The sequence below is a fragment of the Sandarakinorhabdus sp. genome, from assembly GCF_031430775.1.
Taxonomy (GTDB): domain Bacteria; phylum Pseudomonadota; class Alphaproteobacteria; order Sphingomonadales; family Sphingomonadaceae; genus Sandarakinorhabdus.
On record NZ_JANPCD010000152.1, the window covers coordinates 1 to 3788 of the forward strand.

A 3788-nucleotide genomic window follows, 5' to 3' on the forward strand; every position below is an offset into this window, starting at 1 on the left:
GTCACCGCCACCATCGCTGGTGAAGAAGTGCGTGCCGAAGTTGCGGTCAGTCAGCAGCATGGTGATGGCACCGGCCAGAACCGGCAGCGACAGCAGCAGCAGGAACGCGGTGACCAGCACCGACCAGACGAACAGCGGCATCTTGTGCAGGGTCATGCCCGGCGCACGCATGTTGAGAATGGTGGTAATGAAGTTGATGGCGCCCAGAATGGACGAGGCACCGGCAATGTGCAGAGACAGGATCGCCATGTCGACCGCCGGGCCGGGGTGACCCGACGTGCTGAGCGGCGGATAGACCGTCCAGCCCGTGCCGGCGCCGTTGAAGCCTGCCGGCCCTTCGAAGAACATCGAGCCGCACAGCAGCAGGAACGACGGCACCAGCAGCCAGAACGACACATTGTTCATGCGCGGAAAGGCCATGTCCGGCGCGCCGATCATGATGGGAACGAACCAGTTGCCAAAGCCGCCGATCATGGCGGGCATGACGGTGAAGAACACCATGATCAGGCCATGGGCCGTGATGAACACGTTCCAAAGGTGATAGGCGGCATCGACATTGCCCTGCGTCATGAACGTCAGATACTGGATGCCGGGGGCCGCCAGTTCGAGCCGCATGATGCCCGAGATCGCGCCGCCGATCGTGCCGGCGATGATCGCGAAGATCAGGTAAAGCGTGCCGATGTCCTTGTGGTTGGTCGAAAACAACCAACGCTGGATGAAGCCGGGCTTGTGGTCATGGTCATGCGCATGGGCATCTTGACCAGCGAGCGCGTTTGCGTTTGCCATTGTCTTGGATCCTCTCAGGCGGCCGGTGCCGGCGCAGGCGCGGCGGTAACGGCCGGAGCAACGGGAGCAGCGGCAGTTGCCACAGGCTCCACGATGCCATTTTCCTTTTTCTTGGCGGCGACCCAGGCGTCGAACTGCGCGCGCGGCAGCACTTCGACGGCGATGGGCATGAAGCCGTGCTTGGTGCCGCAAAGCTCCGAACACTGGCCGAAATACACGCCGGGTTTATCGACCTTGAACCAGGTTTCGTTGGTGCGGCCGGGCACGGCGTCCATCTTCACCCAAAAGGCGGGGATGGCAAAACTGTGGATGACATCGGCGGCCGTGGTCAGGATCTTGACGGTGGCGCCAGCCGGCACAACGATGCGGTTATCGACGTCGAGCAGTTTGGGGCTACCGCGTGTCGCCGATTCGGCGTCGGTCAGCATCACGGAATCGAAGCTGAAACCGCCCTGGTCCTGATATTCATATTCCCAATACCACTGGTGGCCGGTCGCCTTGATGGTCAGGTCGGCCTTGGGCGGATCATATTGGTTGGCCAGCAGCCGAAACGACGGCACGGCGATGCCAACCAATATGAGCACGGGGATCAGCGTCCACACCACTTCAATGGTGGTGTTGTGCGTCGTCTTGGACGGCACCGGGTTGGCACCAGCGCGGAAACGGAAAACAGTGTAGCCCAGCAGCGCCAGCACAAAAATCGCAACAGCGGCCATCAACGGGTTCAGGATGCTGTCCGTCAGCGTCTGCGCCTCCTGGCCAAGTGCAGTGACCTGCGTTTGCAGGCCGATGCGACCATCGGGCTGGCCGATGCCGGGAACGGCCTTGGTCATGGCCGGCACGGAGGCAGGCACATCGGTGGTCGCCACTGCGGCAACCGGCGCGGCGGCCGGCGGGTCGCTTTGGGCCATCGCCGGCAAGGCCGATAGCGACAGCAGCAAACAGATACTCAAGCGCTGGAAAATGCGCATCATGGCCCCATGCTTTAGGGGCGGGAGCCTCCTCCCGCCGGACAATGCGGCCCCTATGCCGCGATGCAGCGCCCCCGGCAAGCGCCGCAACGTCACAGGCGCCGGTTTTCAGGCCAGCAGATCGCCGAAACTGGCGGTTTCCCGCGCCATCTGTGCCTTGACGGCCTCACCCACGTCGCCGCCTTGCAACATGCCGGCGTTCCAGACCGCGACATACTCCAGCCCGTCGGCAATGCTGTGGTCCCGCCCATGGTTGAGCACGGCCTTGATGCCGGTGATCGCCAGTGGCGATTTGGCAGCAATTTCGGCGGCCATGGTTTCGGCGGCGGCAAGCGCAGCGGCATGATCGGCCGCGACTCGGTTGACGAAACCGTATTGCAGCGCCTCGACAGCCGGAAAGCGCCGGCCGGTATAGGCCAGTTCGCGCAATAGCCCCTGCGGCAGCAGATGTGGCGCGCGTTGCAGGGTGCCGACATCGGCGACGATGGCGATATTGATTTCCTGGATGGTGAAAAACGCGTCTGCCGCAGCGATTCGGATATCGCACGCCGTGACCATATCGACGCCGCCGCCAATGCAGCCGCCCTGCACCACCGCGATCACCGGCACGCGGCAATTGTCGATGACGTTGAAACTTTCCTGCAATTCCTTGACGTGGCGGCGAAACGATTCGCGCGCCCGGCCTAAGTCCTGCGATCCCTGTGCCAGCGTGGTCTGCCCGGCCCAACCCAGATCGAGCCCGGCGGTGAAGTGTTTGCCGGTCGAAGCGATAATGACGCAGCGCACGGCCGGGTCATGATCGATGGCCGCGAAAACCCGGACCATTTCGGGCCAGAAATCCTTGTTCATGGTGTTGAGCTGCTGCGGGCGATTGAGCGTCACCCGGGCAATGCCATCGGACACGGCAAAATCGAGTGTCGTGAAATGTGCGGGGGTCAGTTCCATCCGGCTCTCCATCGGCTTATGGGGAAGGCATGACCAAATTCACCGTCAACGGCAATCCTGTGCAATTCATGATGGCGCCCGAAACGCCGCTGTTGTGGGCGCTGCGCGATGCCGCCAACCTGACCGGCACCAAATTCGGCTGCGGCGCCGGCCTGTGCGGGGCCTGCACCGTGCATGTCGACGGCGCCGCCACCCGGTCGTGCCAGGTAACCATTGGCGACCTCGAAGGTACCTTCGTCACCACCATCGAAGGCTTGAGCGATGATCGCTCGCACCCGCTGCAACAGGCATGGATTGCCGAACAGGTGCCGCAGTGCGGCTATTGCCAGTCGGGCATGATCATGGCGGCTGCGGCGCTGCTCAAGGAGAAAAAGGCGCCCAGCGACGCCGATATCGATGCCGCCATCACCAATTTGTGCCGCTGCGGCACCTATGGCCGCATCCGGCGCGCCATCCACCGCGCCGCCGCAGGCGAGGTTGTGTCGGGTGTACCGGGGCCGGATACCACGGCAGCAGAGGCAGCGCGGCTGGCGCCGAGTTTGAAGGCGCGGCCCTGAAGCGCTTTGCGATCAGAACGGATTGAGGCTGTAGCCCTGTGTCTGCAAGATCGCATGGGCGCTGCTGGCGGAGATCGCCAGTTCGACGCCCGGCAGCAGATCTGCCTTTTTTACGCCCATCGCGTTGGCAGCCTGGCCGCAGACGAGAAATCGCACGCCCTTGGCCAGCATCTCGGTAACCGGCGCTTCGCTGGCGTTGGCGGCGCCGGCATTGCGGGCGGCATAAACCGTGCTGCGCGTCAGTTCGGCAATCGCCGAGCCATGCACGACCACGGCAACGGCAACGTCGCGCGCCGCCACGCCGTTCCCGACATGGCTGTTGATGAAGCGCGCCGCCGTTTCAAAACCCGGGTTGAGCTTGCCCGGCGTGGCCTTTGTAACGTCATAGACATGGCGCAGGACCATGCCGCGCGGGATGACCACGTCGGTTTCGACAGGCGTGTGGCTGCCGAAGCCCATGAACACCGGGCCATCGGTGGCCAGCGCCGGTGAAGCGATCAGCGCCGCCAGCAGCCACAGCGCCCTCATG

5 protein-coding genes are annotated in these 3788 nt (G+C 63.7%); 1 reads left to right on the forward strand and 4 read right to left on the reverse strand.

Going from position 1 to position 3788, the window contains the following annotated elements; all coding sequences use genetic code 11:
- The 3 genes from RMQ73_RS09700 to RMQ73_RS09710 form a co-directional block, all read right to left on the reverse strand.
- Positions 1 to 786: cbb3-type cytochrome c oxidase subunit I (locus RMQ73_RS09700; RefSeq protein ID WP_310497993.1), on the reverse strand; the 786-nt coding region annotated here is incomplete at its 3' end.
- Between the two features lie 14 nt (positions 787 to 800).
- The gene (gene coxB, locus RMQ73_RS09705) at positions 801 to 1760 is read right to left on the reverse strand and encodes a cytochrome c oxidase subunit II (RefSeq protein WP_310497995.1); all 960 of its coding nucleotides are present in this window, start codon (positions 1758 to 1760) and stop codon (positions 801 to 803) included.
- Between the two features lie 105 nt (positions 1761 to 1865).
- Positions 1866 to 2702 (reverse strand): crotonase/enoyl-CoA hydratase family protein, encoded by an 837-nt coding sequence (locus tag RMQ73_RS09710; protein ID WP_310497996.1) that lies wholly within the window; start codon positions 2700 to 2702, stop codon positions 1866 to 1868.
- A 29-nt stretch (positions 2703 to 2731) separates the two neighbouring features.
- On the opposite strand from RMQ73_RS09710, the gene RMQ73_RS09715 reads away from it, so the two are divergent.
- On the forward strand, positions 2732 to 3259 hold the full coding sequence (locus RMQ73_RS09715; protein WP_310497997.1) for a 2Fe-2S iron-sulfur cluster-binding protein: 528 nt from the start codon (positions 2732 to 2734) through the stop codon (positions 3257 to 3259).
- A 12-nt stretch (positions 3260 to 3271) separates the two neighbouring features.
- Here the strand turns inward: RMQ73_RS09715 and RMQ73_RS09720 are convergent.
- A partial coding sequence (locus tag RMQ73_RS09720) for a DsrE family protein (protein WP_310497998.1) occupies positions 3272 to 3788 on the reverse strand: 517 nt, incomplete at its 5' end.

Coding starts and splice junctions, on each gene's coding strand:
- coxB (WP_310497995.1), bottom strand. CDS start 1,760: ATGATGCGCATTTTCCAGCGCTTGAGTATCTGTTTGCTGCTGTCGCTA.
- RMQ73_RS09710 (WP_310497996.1), bottom strand. CDS start 2,702: ATGGAACTGACCCCCGCACATTTCACGACACTCGATTTTGCCGTGTCC.
- RMQ73_RS09715 (WP_310497997.1), top strand. CDS start 2,732: ATGACCAAATTCACCGTCAACGGCAATCCTGTGCAATTCATGATGGCG.